Annotated in this window: 20 protein-coding genes; 6 read left to right on the plus strand and 14 right to left on the minus strand. The window is 71.8% G+C overall.

The annotated features are described in order from the left end of the window. Both JWR81_RS32500 and JWR81_RS32505 read left to right on the plus strand, forming a co-directional pair. The coding region (locus JWR81_RS32500; protein ID WP_297661571.1) for a DUF3043 domain-containing protein at window positions 1-471 on the plus strand (471 nt) is incomplete at its 5' end. A 118-nt stretch (window positions 472-589) separates the two neighbouring features. Further along, complete coding sequence (locus JWR81_RS32505; protein ID WP_297661573.1) at window positions 590-826, plus strand: hypothetical protein; 237 nt, start codon at window positions 590-592, stop codon at window positions 824-826. A gap of 68 nt (window positions 827-894) precedes the next feature. Here the strand turns inward: JWR81_RS32505 and JWR81_RS32510 are convergent, their stop codons facing one another. From JWR81_RS32510 to JWR81_RS32525, 4 genes are all read right to left on the minus strand, one after another. After that, window positions 895-1941 carry a Gfo/Idh/MocA family oxidoreductase gene (locus JWR81_RS32510; RefSeq protein ID WP_297661575.1) on the minus strand — a complete coding sequence of 349 codons (1047 nt, stop codon included), beginning with the start codon at window positions 1939-1941 and terminating at the stop codon, window positions 895-897. Continuing rightward, window positions 1938-2135, minus strand: a complete 198-nt coding sequence (locus JWR81_RS32515; RefSeq protein ID WP_297661577.1) for a hypothetical protein — start codon at window positions 2133-2135, stop codon at window positions 1938-1940. The genes JWR81_RS32510 and JWR81_RS32515 overlap by 4 nt, the downstream gene beginning before the upstream one ends. A 16-nt stretch (window positions 2136-2151) precedes the next feature. Next, window positions 2152-2607 (minus strand): type II 3-dehydroquinate dehydratase, encoded by a 456-nt coding sequence (gene aroQ, locus JWR81_RS32520; RefSeq protein WP_297661579.1) that lies wholly within the window; start codon window positions 2605-2607, stop codon window positions 2152-2154. A gap of 112 nt (window positions 2608-2719) precedes the next feature. Continuing rightward, the gene (locus JWR81_RS32525) at window positions 2720-4213 is read right to left on the minus strand and encodes an MFS transporter (RefSeq protein WP_297661581.1); all 1494 of its coding nucleotides are present in this window, start codon (window positions 4211-4213) and stop codon (window positions 2720-2722) included. Between the two features lie 386 nt (window positions 4214-4599). Here JWR81_RS32525 and JWR81_RS32530 point away from each other — a divergent pair, with 386 nt between their 5' ends. Beyond that, window positions 4600-4863 carry a hypothetical protein gene (locus JWR81_RS32530; RefSeq protein ID WP_297661583.1) on the plus strand — a complete coding sequence of 88 codons (264 nt, stop codon included), beginning with the start codon at window positions 4600-4602 and terminating at the stop codon, window positions 4861-4863. Here the strand turns inward: JWR81_RS32530 and JWR81_RS32535 are convergent, their stop codons facing one another. From JWR81_RS32535 to JWR81_RS32545, 3 genes are read right to left on the minus strand one after another with little or no spacing between them, the layout of a single operon-like run. Continuing rightward, on the minus strand, window positions 4864-6276 hold the full coding sequence (locus JWR81_RS32535) for an NAD(P)/FAD-dependent oxidoreductase (protein ID WP_297661585.1): 1413 nt from the start codon (window positions 6274-6276) through the stop codon (window positions 4864-4866). It lies immediately after the preceding gene. Continuing rightward, window positions 6273-7310: an MBL fold metallo-hydrolase gene (locus JWR81_RS32540; protein ID WP_297661587.1), complete on the minus strand. Its 1038-nt coding sequence runs from the start codon at window positions 7308-7310 to the stop codon at window positions 6273-6275. The genes JWR81_RS32535 and JWR81_RS32540 overlap by 4 nt, the downstream gene beginning before the upstream one ends. After that, window positions 7307-8140, minus strand: a complete 834-nt coding sequence (locus JWR81_RS32545; protein WP_297661589.1) for a shikimate dehydrogenase — start codon at window positions 8138-8140, stop codon at window positions 7307-7309. The genes JWR81_RS32540 and JWR81_RS32545 overlap by 4 nt, the downstream gene beginning before the upstream one ends. Window positions 8141-8258: 118 nt before the next feature. On the opposite strand from JWR81_RS32545, the gene JWR81_RS32550 reads away from it, so the two are divergent. Then, complete coding sequence (locus JWR81_RS32550) at window positions 8259-9134, plus strand: 3-hydroxybutyryl-CoA dehydrogenase (RefSeq protein WP_297661591.1); 876 nt, start codon at window positions 8259-8261, stop codon at window positions 9132-9134. 82 nt (window positions 9135-9216) lie between these two features. Here JWR81_RS32550 and JWR81_RS32555 read toward each other — a convergent pair whose 3' ends face one another. Genes JWR81_RS32555 through JWR81_RS32565 form a run of 3 tightly spaced genes read right to left on the minus strand, consistent with a single transcriptional unit; the run spans window position 9217 to window position 10630 of the window. Then, window positions 9217-9489 carry a hypothetical protein gene (locus tag JWR81_RS32555; RefSeq protein WP_297661593.1) on the minus strand — a complete coding sequence of 91 codons (273 nt, stop codon included), beginning with the start codon at window positions 9487-9489 and terminating at the stop codon, window positions 9217-9219. Next, on the minus strand, window positions 9486-10349 hold the full coding sequence (locus JWR81_RS32560) for a hypothetical protein (RefSeq protein WP_297661595.1): 864 nt from the start codon (window positions 10347-10349) through the stop codon (window positions 9486-9488). Before JWR81_RS32560 ends, JWR81_RS32555 begins: the two co-directional genes overlap by 4 nt. Then, window positions 10337-10630, minus strand: coding sequence for a hypothetical protein (locus JWR81_RS32565; RefSeq protein WP_297661597.1), 294 nt, complete (start codon window positions 10628-10630; stop codon window positions 10337-10339). The genes JWR81_RS32560 and JWR81_RS32565 overlap by 13 nt, the downstream gene beginning before the upstream one ends. Before the next feature lie 152 nt (window positions 10631-10782). On the opposite strand from JWR81_RS32565, the gene JWR81_RS32570 reads away from it, so the two are divergent. Together JWR81_RS32570 and JWR81_RS32575 are read left to right on the plus strand one after the other, a co-directional pair. Then, the gene (locus tag JWR81_RS32570) at window positions 10783-11838 is read left to right on the plus strand and encodes an amidohydrolase family protein (protein WP_297661599.1); all 1056 of its coding nucleotides are present in this window, start codon (window positions 10783-10785) and stop codon (window positions 11836-11838) included. 34 nt (window positions 11839-11872) lie between these two features. Further along, the gene (locus JWR81_RS32575; protein ID WP_297661603.1) at window positions 11873-12304 is read left to right on the plus strand and encodes a VOC family protein; all 432 of its coding nucleotides are present in this window, start codon (window positions 11873-11875) and stop codon (window positions 12302-12304) included. A 91-nt stretch (window positions 12305-12395) separates the two neighbouring features. Here JWR81_RS32575 and JWR81_RS32580 read toward each other — a convergent pair whose 3' ends face one another. The 4 genes from JWR81_RS32580 to JWR81_RS32595 form a co-directional block, all read right to left on the minus strand. Then, the gene (locus JWR81_RS32580) at window positions 12396-12623 is read right to left on the minus strand and encodes a hypothetical protein (RefSeq protein ID WP_297661605.1); all 228 of its coding nucleotides are present in this window, start codon (window positions 12621-12623) and stop codon (window positions 12396-12398) included. 248 nt (window positions 12624-12871) lie between these two features. Continuing rightward, window positions 12872-13435 (minus strand): hypothetical protein, encoded by a 564-nt coding sequence (locus tag JWR81_RS32585; RefSeq protein ID WP_297661607.1) that lies wholly within the window; start codon window positions 13433-13435, stop codon window positions 12872-12874. Between the two features lie 13 nt (window positions 13436-13448). Further along, on the minus strand, window positions 13449-13997 hold the full coding sequence (locus JWR81_RS32590) for an antibiotic biosynthesis monooxygenase (protein ID WP_297661609.1): 549 nt from the start codon (window positions 13995-13997) through the stop codon (window positions 13449-13451). Next, a partial coding sequence (locus tag JWR81_RS32595) for a 2-oxo acid dehydrogenase subunit E2 (RefSeq protein WP_297661611.1) occupies window positions 13994-14806 on the minus strand: 813 nt, incomplete at its 5' end. The genes JWR81_RS32590 and JWR81_RS32595, both read right to left, overlap by 4 nt.

Raw genomic sequence — 14806 nt, forward strand, 5'->3', positions numbered from 1 at the left:
ACCGGCCCCGCGCCGGGCGGCACCGCGCCGGGCGGCACCGCCGTGGCGAACCGCTCGGCACGGGCCGCCGCACGGGCGTCGGCGAGGGCGGCTCTGCAGGCCGCCGAGCAGGCGATCGCGGACGAGATGCTGCCGCCGTGGGAGCGCGGACCGGTCCGCGCCTACCTGCGCGACGTCGTCGACGCCCGCCGGCACCTGCTCGGTGTGCTGTTCGTGCCCGCCTTCGGGCTCGCGCTGATCACCACGTTCGGGCCCGCGTCGGGCCTGCAGCGCACTCTCCTGGTCGTGAGCCTGGTCGCACTGGGAGTGGTGCTGGCCGAGGCACTCGTGCGGGGTGTCGCCTACACCCGGATGGCCCGGGCGGAGTTCCCGGACCTGCAGGTCAACGCCGTGTCGAGCACGTTCTACATCTTCATGCGGGCCCACCGGCCGCGCTCGACGCGCCGGCCGGCACCGCGGTTGCGGCCCTGATCGGCGCGGCGGCGGAGGTCTAGCATCGACGGCGGGACCGGTTCCCGGGTTGCTCACACCGAGGAGGGCTCCACGAGGCTCCGGCCGGTCCGCCCCGACCGACCCGAGGACGGCATCCGTGGCCACCACCTCCGCACGACCCGGCATCCGCCGCCGCGCCAGCGACGCCCTGCTCCGCATCGGCACCGAGAACGCGCTCGACCGCGCCCAGCTGAACCGCGGCCTCGCCGCCGTGCCGAGCTCCACCCCCGGCCACCTCACCGCCACCGGCGCGATGGCCTTCGCCGGCTGGGTGGACGACGTCATCCTCTGGGCGTCGTGGCGGCTGCGCCCCCGCCGGATCAGCGAGCTGTAGCCGGGCCCGCCAGCCCGTCGGCGGAGATCACGCGGCGCCGCCTCCGGTCCGCGGGGTCCGTGCTGCGGTCAGCGGAGGACGTCGACGCGGCCGCCGGTGGCCGCGGCCTGCCGCACCGCGTCCACCACCTGGAGCGTCCTGAGGCCGTCACGGCCGCTGCAGATCGGCTGCGCCTCCCCGCGGATCACCGCGGCGAAGTGCGCGACCTGCTCGGCCAGCGGGTCGCTGCGGTCCGGCGTCGCGGTGGCGGACTCGAACGGCACGTACCAGGAGTGCTCGCCCGTGTAGGTGCGCACGCGCATCGTCGGCACCGAGAGGGACCCGTCCGTGCCCGCGATGTGGTAGCAGTCCTCGTCGGGGTGGGTGGCGTAGTCGGCGTTCTCCTGCGACGTCTGCTCCCAGCTGCGGGGAGAGGCTGCCGTATCCGAGAGCAGGAACGTGCCCAGCGCGCCGTTCGCGAACGTGAACACCATCGCGGCCGTGTCCTCGACGGCGAAGCCGCGTGTCGCGTTCGACGTCACCGCCTGCACCGCGACGATGTCGCCGACCAGCGACAACAGGTTGTTGACCTCGTGGATGAGGTTGAGCAGCACCGGGCCACCCCCAGGCTGCCGCCGCCACCCCTCTCCCACGTCGTAGTACGCGTCGGGCTTGTGGAACAACGCCGTGCCGGTGACGGCGACGATCCGGCCGAGCCGGCCGCCGCGCACGATCTCGCGCGCCATGTCCATGATCGGGCTGTAGTTGCGGTGGTGACCGGTCAGCACCGCCACGCCCGCGGCCTCACCGGCCTCGACGAGCCGGGTGGCGCCCTCGACGCTGTCGCCGACCGGCTTCTCCACGATCACCGGCACGCCCGCCGCGACGCACTCGAGCCCGCCGTCGACGTGCATCTGGTTGGGCGTGGCGAGGATGATCCCGTCGGGCCGGTCGGCCGCGAAGAGCGCGGCGAGCGAGTCGTACCGCGCCACGCCGTACTTCTCGGCCAGGTCGGCGCCGGCCGGGAACGGGTCGACGATCGCGACGAGGTCGGCCGACCCGCTGGCGTCGATCTCCTCGATGTGCCGCCTGCCGATCATGCCGGCGCCCGCCACCGCGATCCGCACCCGTGTCATCGGCCCGTTCTCCTGCGCACCCCCGGCTCCGGCTGTGGCCGGTCGTGGCCCGCGCCCCCGAGCACCATCCGGGCGGAGAGGCCCAGCAGGCCCAGCACGAACAGGAGCCAGCCGAAGAACGCGTACTCCGTGCCTCCGATCAGGGCCAGGTAGAGCCCGAGCACGACGGTGCCCGCGCTCATCACGAGCGGCATGACCCGGCCACCCATCTCAGGCCGCCCGGGACAGCTGGTGTAGGCCGCGGATGGCCAGGATGTAGCCGTACACGCCGAAGCCGACGACGATCCCGCTCGCCAGGGGTGAGATGACCGAGTGGTGGCGGAACTCCTCGCGGGCGTGCACGTTCGAGATGTGCGTCTCGATCACCGGGACGCTCGTGCCCTCGATGGCGTCGCGGATGGCGTACGAGTAGTGGGTGTGCGCGCCCGGGTTGTAAACCGCCCCCAGCGACGCGCCGGACGCCACCTGCGGCCCCAGCTCGTGGAACCAGTCGACGATCTGCCCCTCGTGGTTGGACTGGTGGAACTCCACGTCGAGCCCGAGCTTCCCGGCCTCCTCGCGGCACATCGCCTCGACGTCGGCGAGGGTGGTCCTGCCGTAGACCTCGGGTTTGCGGGTGCCGAGCGCGTTCAGGTTGGGGCCGTTGATCACGGAGATCGACGTCATGGCCGGTCCTCTCCGCGCCCGCACGCGGCAGGCGCTCGACGGCACGGCACGGCCGGTCGACGCTGGGCCGGCCGGCCGGCCGGCCGTGTGCTTCCGGTGGGTCGGGACGGGTTCAGACCGGCACGTCCACGCCGGTCTTGCGGATCCGGTCGTACTCCTCGCGCGGGATCGGGACCGCGTCCTTGTCGCCGAGGTCGTTGAGGTGGATCCGGAACGTCTCCCGGGCCGAGAACGCCGCGATGGCCGCGATGATCGCCAGACCGAACGTGATGCTGCCGACGACCCAGACGACCTCGTTCTGGATCGACTCGGCCACCGCCCGGCACGTCTGGCCGCCCGGCAGGACCGTGTCGGGCTGGAAGGTCTTGTTGGCGACACACGCCTCGGGTGCCGGGGCGACGATCGCTGCGTAGATCGTGGGCAGGAACGCGGTGATCAGCGTGCCGATGTTCTGCGCCACCGCGAACGCCGTGACGCGCGTCTTGGTCGGGAACAGCTCCTGGTAGAACGCCGGGAACACGGCGTTGTAGCCCTGGTAGACCACACCCCACATCAGCATCGCGAACACGAACGCCAGGATGATGTCCGACCTGGCCACGTAGTACAGGTAGGCGTACCCGAGGATGCCGGACGCCAGGCACCCGAAGATGATCACCGGTCGCCTGCCGATGCGGTCGGTCAGGTTGCCCACGAACGGGATCAGGACCACCGCCACGACGTTGCCCGCGACCGAGATCCACAGGTAGTTCGTCGTGGTCAGCCCGACCCCGTAGCCCGCGTTGGTGGCGAACGTGGCTCCGAAGACCGTGACCGCGGTCGGGATGGCGTTCATCAGCGCCATGCAGACGACGCGGAACATGTCGAGGCCGTTCTCGCGGACGGCCATGATGATCGGTGCCGCCGGCACCTCGCCGTGCGAGGACTCCTCCTGGAACGCCGGGGTCTCGTCCACCCGGCGCCGGATGATGTACCCGGCGACGACGACGACCGCGCTGAGGATGAACGGGATGCGCCAGCCGTAGTTCTGGAAGGCGTCCTTCGACATGACCGCCGACAGCGGCAGGAAGACGGCGGCGGCGATGATCTGCCCGGCCTGCACGCCCTGCAGCGTGAAGCTGCCGAAGTAGCCTCTTCGCCCGAACGGCGCGTGTTCCAGGATCATGGCGCTGGCGCCGGAGATCTCCCCGCCCACCGCGAAGCCCTGGATCAGCCGCAGGATCACCAGCAGGATCGGGGCCAGGATGCCGACCGCGGAGTAGGTGGGCAGCAGGGCGACGAGGAACGTCGAGAGGCCCATCATCAACATGCACAGCACGAGCACGTTCTTGCGGCCGTGCGTGTCGCCCCAGTGCCCGAGCACGAACGCCCCGATGGGCCGCGCCACGTAGCCGACTCCGAAGGTCGCGAAGGACGCGACGATGCCGACCTGCGGGTTGTTGGACGGGAAGAAGATGTTGGGGAAGACCAGAGCCGCGGCCTGGGCGTAGATGAAGAAGTCGTAGTACTCCAGCGCGCTGCCGATCCAGCCGCTGGCCGCGGCCTTCTTCGGTGTCTTCGCATACTCCGTCGGTTCATGCGAGCCGGGCGGCTCGACGATCTCGCTCATGCGTCCTCCTGACGGCGGAGCCCTGCGGCACACTCGGGGCTGTCGGGTCAGTGCAGCGCCACCCGGTTGGTGGGTCAACGCATGACGTGTCTGTTTCCGCTGGACGGCACGGGTGTACGGGAGCCCTCGCGGCGACACACCGCGGCGCGGCAGGCGGTGGCCGGCGAGGCCTCCACGGCGGAGGCGACGGCCGGTGATCGGGCTCCCGCCCGTGGCCGGATCCCGTCCCGGAGGACGTCTCAGCGGAAAGGGCTCGCGTTCTGCTCCAGAAGACCACCCGGGTCACGGCTTGATCACGACGCGTGGTCACAATGGTCGCGACCTGCCGCCGCCCGTGCCGCCGACGTCCCGGGACCGCGCTCCCCGTTGCTCCCCCGGAGGATCCCGTGGACCGTCTCCTCGTCCCGTTCGCCCGCCGTGTCGCACCCCACCTGGGCGCGCTCGTCGGCCTCGCAGGCCTGTGCGCGCTCTGGGCGATCGCCGCGCAGTCGTTGCTGGCCGGACCGCTGGCGATCTTCTTCGTCGGCCTCACGTTCTGGTGGAGCCTCACCCGCCTCAACCCCGGCGAGCCGCGCGCCCGGTGGTGCCAGGGCTGCAGGGCCGGCTGCGTCGAGTGCCGTGAGCGGATCGACGTGGGTGGGAAGGCCTGACTACCCCGTCGCTTCCTGCCGCACGCCAACCGGCTCGGCGTCGATGCTCGCCGGGGCGCTCGCCGGGGCCACGCCGTGGTCGCCCTCGTGTGCCTGCACGTTGGCCTGCTCGAAGGTGATGATGCGGTGGCCGCGGTTGTGGGAGAACGTCAGCGCCCGCGCCCAGGTGTAGAGCGTGCCGAGCCGGTTGCCCCAGCCGATCAGGTACGCGACGTGGATGAACCCCCACATCGAGTAGCCCAGCCAGCCCGTGAACCTCATGCCGAACGCGTCCGCGACGGCCGAGCGATGGCCGATGGTGGCCATCGAGCCCTTGTCGAAGTACGCGAACGGGTCGATCCGCTGGTCGCCCGCCAGCCGCGCCCTGATCACCTTGCCGACGTACTTGCCCTCCTGCATCGCGGGCTGGGCCACGCCGGGCAGCTTGTTCAGCGACACCATGTCGCCGATCGCGAAGACCTCGGGGTGCCCGGGCACCGTGCAGTCCGGGTTCACCGGGATCCGGCCGGCCCGGTCGGTCTCCGTGCCTGTCTTCTCCGCCAGCTGCTTCGCGAGCGGTGACGCCTGCACACCGGCGGCCCAGATGCGGGTGCGCCCGCGGATGGTCTCCTCGCCTGCCACACCATCGATGGCGGGACCCTTGACCGTCACCGACTCGTCGTCCATCGCCACGGCTAGCGTGTTCAGCCGGATCTCGACGCCCATCTTCTCCAGCCGCGCCTGCGTGTACTGCTGCAGCTTCGGCGCGAACGGGCCGAGCACCGCACCGGCCCCCTCCAGGAGCAGGATCCGGGCCTCGGTGGTGTCCACCGAGCGGTAGTCCTGCGGGAGCACCTGGTGGGCGAGCTCGGCGACCTGACCGACGAGCTCGACGCCGGTGGGACCGGCCCCGATCACGATGAACGTGAGCCACTCGGCCCGCTCCTGCGGGTCGGTGGCGAGCTCGGCCATCTCGAAGGCGAGCAGGATCTGGTCGCGGAGGTGCCGGGCGTCCTCGACGGTCTTCATGCCGGGCGCGTACCGCGCGAACTCGTCGCGCCCGAAGTAGGAGTGGGTGGCCCCGCCCGCGACGACCAGCGTGTCGTAGGGCAGCTCCAGCGGCCGCCCGTCCGGGCCGCTGGCCCGCACCAGGCGGTGCTCGATGTCGAGGTCGGTGACATCGGCCAGCAGCGCGCGGGCGTTCCTCTGGTTCTTGATCACCCCGCGCAGCGCGGGCGCGATCAGCCCGGGCGGCAGGATGCCCGCCGCCACCTGGTACAGCAGCGGCTGGAACAGGTGGTGGTTGGTGCGGTCCACCAGCGTCACGTCGACATCGGCGTGGGCCAGCGCGCGGGTGGCGTTCAGGCCCCCGAACCCGCCGCCGACGACCACCACCCGGTGCCGCTGCTGCCCGGACTCGAGATCGTCGTTCATGCGCCCTCCAGGGTCGTACGCCACAGGTAGACGCCGTCGGGCCGCCGGGCCCGCTCCAGCGTGCCGCGGACCTCGTGGAACGCGAGGTCGGCGAGGATCTCGGCCATCGCGAAGTGCCGTTGCGCCCCGGTCAGCTCGCCGGTGAACAGCATCGCGGTGATCTCGGTGACGGTGCACTCGCGCTCGGCCACCAGGTCGTGGACCCGTTCCAGCCGCACCCGCTTGCCCCGCGCGATCGAGGCCGCGCGCCGCGCCCCGTTGCGGAACGGCGTGCCGTGGCCGGGCAGCACCAGCTCCGGCTCCAGGGCGGCGACGCGGTCCAGCGAGTCGAGATAGGAGCCCATCGGGTCACGCTCGAACCCGCGCTCGAACGTCACGGGCGGCGAGGCGACCTGCAGGAGGTGGTCGCCGGAGCACAGCAACCGGTCGGCGGCCGACCACAGGCAGACGTGCCCGGGCGAGTGCCCCGGGGTGTGCAGCACCTCCCACTCGCGTCCGCCGGCGGTGAACCGCTCCCCACCGGCGAGCCGGACGTCCGGTCGCCCGATCGAGGGCATCACCGGGATCCAGTCGCGCAGCCCCTCGGAGCTCGCCGTCAGCTCGGGCCCGTAGAGGCCGTGGTCGGCGAGCATGATCGCGCGGTTGTCGACGGCCTCGTCGGGGTCGGCGTACTTGACGAGGTCGAGATCGGCGGCGCGGTGCATCCAGAGCCTCCCGCCGCTGCGGCGCACCACCTCGCCCGCGACGCCGAAGTGGTCGATGTGCGCGTGCGTCACGACGAGCCGGGCGATCCGCTCCAGCGCGCTGCCGGCGGCGCCCAGGGCGGCGACGAGCACGTCACACGGGTCGATCTCGCCGGTGGCGATGCCGCAGTCGACGAGCGTGTCACCGCCCACCCCGTCGACACCGTCGTCCCGCAACAGGTAGGCGCTCACCGTCGGCACCCCGTGGATGCCCAGCGGCAGCGCCATCCGGTGCACGCCCGGCGTCACCTCCGTGACGTCGAGCAGGGCGTCCACCTCGGGCTCGGTCAACTCTTGATCTGGGAGACGGCGCGCAGCTCGTCGGGGGTGGCCGTGCCGAACCCGAAGAACTCCAGGTAGGCCGGGATCATCTCGTAGAGCATGTCGCTGCCGACCTGGATCGGGCAGCCCTTGGCCTGCGCGGCGGCGAGGAACGGCGTGATCGTCTGCTTCATGACCACCTCGCCGACGAACGTGGTGGGCGCGATGCGATCGACGTCCATCGGCAGCGGGTCGCCGTCCTTCATGCCGAGCGGGGTCGCGTTGACGACCAGGTCGTAGCCGTCGGGGTCCTTCGACCCGGTGGAGAGCCGCAGTTCGGGATAGTGCTCGGCGAGGCGGCCGGCGAGCCCCTCGGACGCCGCGGCGTTCGGGTCGAACAGGCCCATCGCCCCGACGCCGGCCGCGGCCAGCGACGCCGCGATCGGCGACCCGACACCGCCGTTGCCGACCACCAGCACGCGCTTGCCGGCCAGCGTGAAGCCTTTCCGCTCGACGCCGCGCACGAAGCCTGCGCCGTCGAACTGGTCGGCCAGCAGGGAGCCGTCCTCGCGGACCAGCACGGCGTTCGACGCACCGGCGATGGTGGCGGTGGGCGTCAGCTCGTCGGCGAGCGCGCACGTGGCCACCTTGTGCGGCATCGTCACCAGCGCACCACGGATGTTCGACATCCGGAACAGCAGCGGGAACATCTCCCGGTAGTCGTCGGGCTTAACCCCCATCGGCATCACGACGGCGTCGATGTCGTTCTTCTCGAACCACGGGTTGTAGATCAGCGGAGCCTTGAAGGCGAACGTCGGATAGCCGATATGGGCGATCAGAGTGGTGTTCCCGCTGATCATGAGTGGTCCTCCTGCCGGTCGTGGGAACCATGGTGGTCCCCCGCCGGGGCGCCGCAGCCCCGTTCCTGTCCAGCGGGATCCCCCACACGAACCGACGTCTGCTTGGCAAACTACGCATATGACGGGAACAGTGGGCGTGGTCGGCGGCGGGATCATGGGGTCGGGCATCGCGGAGGTCGCCGCCCGGGCAGGCTTCGACGTCCTGGTGCGCGAGGTCGACGAGGTGGCCGCCACGTCGGCCCGCCGCCGGCTCGGCGCGTCGCTGGCCAAGGCGGTGCGCGCGGGCAAGCTGACCGACACCGAGCACGACGTCGTGCTCGAGCGGCTGTCGTTCACCACCGACCTCTCCGACATGGCCGATCGCGAGGTCGTGATCGAGGCCGTCGTCGAGGACGAGGCGGAGAAGGTGGCCATCTTCTCCGCGCTGGGGAGGATCACCTCCCCAGACTGCCTGCTGGCGAGCAACACCTCGTCGATCCCGATCATGAAGCTGGCGGCGGTGACCGCCCACCCCGAGCGCGTGATCGGCATGCACTTCTTCAACCCCGTACCGGTACTCCCGCTGGTGGAGCTCGTGCCGAGCCTGCTCACCGCGCCGGCCACGGTGATGCGGGCCGAGGAGTTCGCAGGCGGCGCGCTGGCCAAGAGAACGGTGCTCTCGAAGGACCGGGCCGGGTTCGTGGTGAACGCGCTGCTCATCCCGTACCTGCTGGCCGCGGTGCGGATGGTGGAGTCGGGGTTCGCGAGCGCGGAGGACGTCGACACCGCGATGGTCTCGGGCTGCGCCCACCCGATGGGTCCCCTGGCGCTGGCCGACCTGATCGGCCTGGACACCACCCACGCCGTGGCCGAGTCGATGTACGCGGAGTTCAAGGAGCCGCTCTACGCCTCCCCGCCGCTGCTGCTGCGGATGGTCGAGGCGGGTCTGCTGGGCCGCAAGCGCGGGCGCGGCTTCTTCGACTACGCCCAGGACCGCCGGGTAACGGCCGCCTGAGGGCGGCCACGCGCGCGTCGCCGCACCACGCGCGCGTCGCTGCGCGCGCGTGGGATGCGGAAACGCACGCGCAGCGCCGGCGTCACGTCTTGAGCTGGGCCCGCAACACGCCGAAGACCGCCTCGGAGGTCGAGCGCACGAAGTTGGCGTGGGAGCTCGCGAGGCTCGCGGCCCAGTCGGCACCGCTTCCCTTGGCCGCCTGCTCCTCCAGGTCGAGCAGGTTCATCAACATCCGCTCGTAGCCCTCGAGCCAGGCCAGCCCGTTCTCCTTGGCCTTCTCGGCGACCTGCGCGCTGAGCTCCTGCACGCGCTTCGTGAGGGCCTCGAGGTCGGCGCCGCTGTTGTCCGTGGTCATGGCTGTGGCTCCTTCGATCCGTTCTGGTGGGGGTCCTGGCCGGTGTCCCACTCCGCCACGCCCATTCCCGTGATCCACGGGTGGACGGGCTCGTAGGCGAGCGTCGTCGCGGTCGTCGGGGCCATCGCCCCGGCGACGGCCAGCCAGCTGCGCATCTCGTGGTTGCCGTTGCCGGCCAGCTCGATCTCCGAGTCGGGCATGTCGAGGACCTGCTCCAGCTCGCCCTTCTCCAGCCGCTCCAGGAACCAGCGGTCGAAGTCCTCCTCGATGTCGCCGACCCGGGGGTTGCCGATGAAGTGCGACAGCCCGCCCGCCCCGATGATCGCGACGCGCTGCAGCCCGGCGTAGGCCCGGATCGCGGCACCGAGCTGTTGGCCGAACTCGTACGCGCGGCGCACCGGCATCAGCGGCGGCACCGCGCAGTTCTGCACGATCGGCACCAGCGGGAGCTTCATGTCGTTGTCGAGCTCGTAGTAGACGGTCATGATCCCGTGGTCGAGCTCCAGCTGGTGGGAGAACGCGGGGTCGAAGCCGTGCTCGAGGGTGTAACGCGCGATGTGGTTCGCCAGGCCTTCGTGACCGGGGATCCACACCTTGTCGATCGGCAGCCACTCCTCGGTCGGGCCCCAGTTCTTCTCCCCCACGCCGATGCAGATCTGCGGGAAGTTCTCGAGGAAGAAGTTCGTGAAGTGCTCGTTGGACAACACGACGCACGCCTGCACCCCGCGCGCGACGGCCTCCTCGCGCAGGTGCGCGAGCGCGCCGAAGAAGTTGTTGCGCTGCTCCTCGGGCGCGGCCATCCGCGCCGAGGACATCATCGGCGCGTGCGACGAGCAGTACGCCAGGACTATCTCTGCCACCGGCCCTTCCTCTCCTCCTTCTCCCCGAACGGTTCGAGGAGCCTGCGGTAGTCGTCGCGGGCGAAGCCGGCCGCGCGGCAGAACCGGTTGAGCAACACCTCGTGCAGCCCCAGCTGATAGAGGCCCGCGACGTCGCGGGCCTCGAACGCCTTGCGCTCGTCGTCGGTCAGCTCGTAGACGCTGTCGTCGAACCCGACCCGGCCGTCGCCGCCCTCGCCGCTGTTGACCTCACCGGCGCGCACCCAGTCGTAGACGCACCGGTGGAGCTGATAACTGCTCACGCCACCCACCTCCCACCGCAGATTCGCACGGCGGCCCGGCCGTCCGGCCCCGCGCGGGCCGTCTTCCGACCAGTGAGAGCCGGTGGTGGTTCCCGGGCCCACGCGACGACAGTGGAGCCGTCAGCAGCCACGCGCACGGGGGAGGCCGTCCGATGGGGGTCAACGGATCGCAGGCCATGCCACCGACGACGGTGACGGCGCCGGCCGACAGCGCGATCGACGTGCACGCCCACGCCATGCCGCTGCCGTTGCTCGCCCGGCTGGCCGACCACGACCTCGCCGACCTCTCCGGCGTGCCCGACGGCGTCGTGCGGCTCGACCCCCGCGTCAGCGGGGTCGGCCCCAGGGCCCCGCTGCCGCTGGCGCGCTCCCAGTACGACGTGGACGTGCGCCTGTCGGAGATGGACGACGTGGGCGTGCACCGCCACGCGGTGTCGCTGCCGCCGTTCCTGTTCTGCTCGACCGCCGACGACCGCCGTTTCGCCGTCGACATCGTCGCGGCGGGCAACGACGAGCTCGCCACCTACGTCGCCGACTCGCCGCAGCGCCTGCTCGGGCTCGGGTCGGTGCCGCTGGGATGGCCGGGTGCGGCCGACGAGGCCCGCCGCGCCCTCGACGACCTGGACATGGCCGGCATCGCCATCGGCAGCCGCGGCGGCGGCCGCGACCTCGACGACCCCGTGAACGACGACCTCTGGGCGCTGCTCGCGGAGCGCCGGACGTTCGTGTTCCTGCACCCCAGCGGCGTGCCCGACCCGCACCGCCAGTCCGACTTCTGGCTCCCTCAGCTCGTCGGCTACCCGATGGAGACGGCGCTCGCCGTCGCCCGGCTGGTGTTCGGCCGCGTGCTGGAGCGGTTCCCACTCGACCTGTGTCTGGCGCACGGCGGCGGCTGCCTGCCGTCGCTGCGCGGGCGGCTGGACATGGGCTGGGACCGCAAGGACGTCGCCCACACCACGCTGGTCAAGCCGAGCGACCTCACCGACCGCCTGTACTACGACACGGCCGTCTTCAACCCGACACTGCTGCGCCGGCTCGTCGAGGACGTGGGCGCCGAGCACGTCATGCTCGGCACCGACCACCCCTTCGAGCTCGGCGACCGCACCCCCCTCGACACGGTGGCGGCCCTCGGCCTGGACCGCGCCGCGATGCGCCGCATCCTCTGGGACAACGCGGCGGAGCTGCTGGGCCTGCCGGTGAGCAGGTAGCGCCCTCTCTCGGCCCAGTGGCATGCTCGGCCGGATGGAGCAGCGCGCGCACTTCGTCACCGTCGCCACCCCGGACCTCGACGCGGCCCGCCGCTTCTACGTCGACGGGCTGGGCTGGCGCCCGCTCGCCGACGTGCCCGGCGAGATCATCTTCTTCCAGGTCGCGCCCGGGACGGTTCTGGGCCTCTTCGAGGCGACGAAGTTCGGCGAGGACCTGGGCGCCCCGGCCCCGGCCCCGGGCGGCTTCACGCTCTCGCACAACGTGTCCGGTCCCCACGAGGTCGACCGCACGCTGGGCGCTGCCACCGCGGCGGGCGCAACCCTCGTCAAGCCCGGGCAGCACGCCGCGTTCGGTGGGTACCACGGGCACTTCGCGGACCCGAACGGCGTGGTCTGGGAGGTCGCGCACAACCCGGGCTGGCGGGTGGCCGACGACGGCACGGTGGTGCTCGCGGCGCCGGAGTGACCGGTGGCGTCGGCGCCCGCCGCCATGCAGCCATGCGCGTCGAATGCGGTGCGTGAGCGCACCTGTGCGGGTCACGCACCGCACATGGCGATCATATCGGTCCGGGCGGTGGGCGCCAGAGGTCGGTCATCGTCCGCTCCATCCCCGCCCAGGCCCGCGTCCACTCCAGCAGCGGGCCGAGGCTGGTCTCCAGGGCGGCGAGCTGCTCGTCGAAGAGCCCGAGCTGGGCCCGCAGGGCCTGAACCTGCGCCCGGCGGGCCGCGAGGTCGTCGAGCACGGCCTGCAGCTGGGCGGCCGACGACGTCGCCGGAGGGACCAACGGGTCAGGCAGGGCGGGGACACCGGCGGAGCCCGGCCCTCCGACGGCCGATCCACCGCCACCGGGTGAGACGGCGCGTTCCGACGGCTCCCCGGGTACCGGCGGGCGGGCCACCGCCGTCCACCCTCTCATCAGCCGGTCGGCGGCCTCGCGCAGAGCGTGGGCGACATCGACCGGAGTCGTCGGCAGCCCACCGCTCGCGTCACCGCTCCGCCCGGAGCCTGCCTCCCCTGCCTCGTCGCGGCCGGTCACATCTCGGCCGACATCATGCCGAGCAGCTCCACGCGCCAGTCTGCGTAGGAGCCGCCGCCGAAGTCCTCGGTCATCGCCTCCCACTCGGGGCTGCGTCCCAGGGCGGTCAGCGCGATCTCCTTGGGAGTCGACCCCGAGCCGAGCACGGCCACGCGGAGGCCGGGCGGGCCGTCGGCGCGGGCCGCGTGTCCCAGCACCCGGACGAGCGCCGCGCGGGAGGACACGTCGTCGTCGGTGGACACCTCCGGCGGGAGCACCCCCATGACGAACGTGAGGCGGGCGTCGCGGCCGAGCCTGGGCAGGACCGCGGTGACCGCCGGGAAGCGGGCCAGCACCCCGTCGGAGAAGAAGTGGTGGACGCGGTCGACGGCGGTGTCGCCGACCACCGTGAACGTGGCGGGCAGCTGGATGTAGCCGTCGAAGGAGCGTTCCGCGCCGGCGACCGCCCGGGGGACGTCGGCGATGTCGTGGACCTCCACGGCGGAGCTGCCGTTCTCGCGGAGCACGGCGGCGACGTCACCCACGAGCTCGGCGATACCGGAGATCAGGAAGTGCGGCACGGTTGTTGTCCCTTCAGCGGCGGGTCGGGGCATAGAGCCAGTTCTGCAGGAGCCGGGCCGTGTGCGGCATCACCAGCCAGGTCATCAGCGCGGTGACGGGCACCGACACCACGAGCAGCCGCAGCGGCAGCAGCCAGGCCGCCAGCGCCCACCCGTACAGCAAGGTCAGGACCAGGTTGAGCCCGTAGATGCAGGCCGCGGAGACGGCGAACATCTTCCATCGCGGTGGCGCGGGCGCCGTGCGTCCGGGCAGTGCGAACCACGTCTCCAGACCCGTCACGCGCTGCGTGGCGGTGTGGTGCACGAGCTCCTCACCGGCAGCGAGGATCACCGCCCGCTCCGGTGAGGTCTCCCACTGTCGAAGGTGCTCGCCGGAGTCGAAGCGGAAGACGACGTGCCACGGCTCCCCGACGCGGCTGGGCCGCAGCATCCCGGCGCCGAGGTAGCCGGGGAACGCGGTGGCCGCCGCCGTCAGCCCGTTGCTCCAGGCCGCGAAGTCGTCCTCGCGGCCCGGTGCGACACGACGGGCGACGGTGACGGTGACCGGTTCCGCCGCGCTCACCCGACTTCGGCCGCCCAGTCGCGCTGCTCCAGCGAGTCGCGGATGTGCATCAGGAACAGCGAGGCGGTGGAGCCGTCGAACGCGCGGTGGTCGTAGACCAGGCCGATGATCCCCGTCGGGTGGATGGCGATCATGTCGCCGACCGCCACCGGGCGGCGTTTGACGCCGTCGGTGCAGAGGATGCCGGTGTTGGGCTGGTTGATGATCGGCGCCGACGCCCAGCTCGCGAACGGGCCCGGGTTGGTGATCGTGAACGTCGAGCCCTGCATGTCCGACATGCCGAGCTTCTTGTTCCGCGCCGCCCCCGCCATCGCGGTGATGCCCTTCGCGATGCCACGCATGTTCAGCCCGTCGGCGTCCTTGAGGACGGGGACGACGAGGCCCTGCTGGTCGAGGTCCACCGCGATCCCGAGGTTGACGTACGGGTGCAGCGTCATCGTCTTGGCGTCGAGGTCGATCGAGGAGTTGACGGTCGGGTAGGCGCGCAGCGCGTCGATCACGGCCCGGGAGATGAACGGCAGGTAGGACAACGACGATCCGGTCTCCTTCTTGAACCGGTCCTTGTGCTGCTGTCGCACCTTCTCGACGTTGTCGAAGTCGACTTCCACCGACGTCCACACCGACGCCGCGATGGTCTGCGAGGCCTTCATGCCCGAGGCCACGGCGAGCCGCATCTTCGACAGCGGCACGACCTCGTCCCGTGCGTCTGCGGGGGCCTTCGGAGCCGCAGCAGCCGGAGCGGCGGCCGGCGCGGCAGCGGGCGCGGCAACCGGAGTCGCGACCGGAGCCGGGGCCGCGGCCACCGCTGC

The sequence above is a fragment of the Pseudonocardia sp. genome (genome assembly GCF_025965585.1).
Classification (GTDB): Bacteria; Actinomycetota; Actinomycetes; order Mycobacteriales; family Pseudonocardiaceae; genus Pseudonocardia.

Coding starts and splice junctions, on each gene's coding strand:
- JWR81_RS32510 (WP_297661575.1), bottom strand. CDS start 1,941: ATGACACGGGTGCGGATCGCGGTGGCGGGCGCCGGCATGATCGGCAGG.
- JWR81_RS32515 (WP_297661577.1), bottom strand. CDS start 2,135: ATGCCGCTCGTGATGAGCGCGGGCACCGTCGTGCTCGGGCTCTACCTG.
- aroQ (WP_297661579.1), bottom strand. CDS start 2,607: ATGACGTCGATCTCCGTGATCAACGGCCCCAACCTGAACGCGCTCGGC.
- JWR81_RS32525 (WP_297661581.1), bottom strand. CDS start 4,213: ATGAGCGAGATCGTCGAGCCGCCCGGCTCGCATGAACCGACGGAGTAT.
- JWR81_RS32535 (WP_297661585.1), bottom strand. CDS start 6,276: ATGAACGACGATCTCGAGTCCGGGCAGCAGCGGCACCGGGTGGTGGTC.
- JWR81_RS32545 (WP_297661589.1), bottom strand. CDS start 8,140: ATGATCAGCGGGAACACCACTCTGATCGCCCATATCGGCTATCCGACG.
- JWR81_RS32550 (WP_297661591.1), top strand. CDS start 8,259: ATGACGGGAACAGTGGGCGTGGTCGGCGGCGGGATCATGGGGTCGGGC.
- JWR81_RS32555 (WP_297661593.1), bottom strand. CDS start 9,489: ATGACCACGGACAACAGCGGCGCCGACCTCGAGGCCCTCACGAAGCGC.
- JWR81_RS32570 (WP_297661599.1), top strand. CDS start 10,783: ATGGGGGTCAACGGATCGCAGGCCATGCCACCGACGACGGTGACGGCG.
- JWR81_RS32575 (WP_297661603.1), top strand. CDS start 11,873: ATGGAGCAGCGCGCGCACTTCGTCACCGTCGCCACCCCGGACCTCGAC.